General features: G+C 64.5%; 1 protein-coding gene and 1 pseudogene. Both read left to right on the forward strand.

The window, feature by feature from the left end; translation table 11 throughout:
• A partial coding sequence (locus tag AB6809_RS36295) for a transposase (RefSeq protein ID WP_371028619.1) occupies positions 1-253 on the forward strand: 253 nt, incomplete at its 5' end.
• Positions 250-550 (forward strand): annotated as a pseudogene (locus tag AB6809_RS36300) (IS3 family transposase); the annotation flags it as partial. The gene AB6809_RS36295 and the pseudogene AB6809_RS36300, both read left to right, overlap by 4 nt.

The following is a 550-nucleotide window of genomic DNA, read 5'->3' on the forward strand; positions in this document are numbered from 1 at the left end:
CGAGGCACTGAGCGCGTGGTGCCGTGAACGGGGCTTGTTTGCCCATCATCTGGACCAGTGGCGTGCCCAGTTCTGCTCGGCCGGCACCGCGAGCAGCGCACGTGCAAGCGCTCCAGAGCTGCGCGAGCTGAAACAGGCCAATGCGCAACTGCAGCGCGAACTGAAACGCAAGGAAAAGGCTTTGGCGGAGGCGGCCGCGTTGCTGGTACTTTCAAAAAAGTATCAGGCGCTGTTCGGGGGCGAGGACGAATGAGCTCCCCCGAAGAGCGCGCGGCATTGCGGGCGCTGATTGGCGAGGCGACTACAGCCGGGGCTCGTCAGGCACGCGCATGTGCCGTGCTCGGGCTAAGCGCGCGCACCGTGCAGCGCTGGCAAGGCGGCGGTCCCGAAGCAGTGGATGGGCGCACCTTCCGCCATCATGATGCTGTGCACAAGCTGTCGACCGATGAACGCGCTGAACTACTGGCGGTGGCCAACTCTGTCGAATTCGGTCATCTGCCACCGAGCCAGATCGTCCCTCGATTGGCCGACAAGGGCCGCTACATCGCCT

This window comes from Paraburkholderia sp. RCC_158 (assembly GCF_041355255.1).
Taxonomy (GTDB): Bacteria; Pseudomonadota; Gammaproteobacteria; order Burkholderiales; family Burkholderiaceae; genus Paraburkholderia; species Paraburkholderia graminis.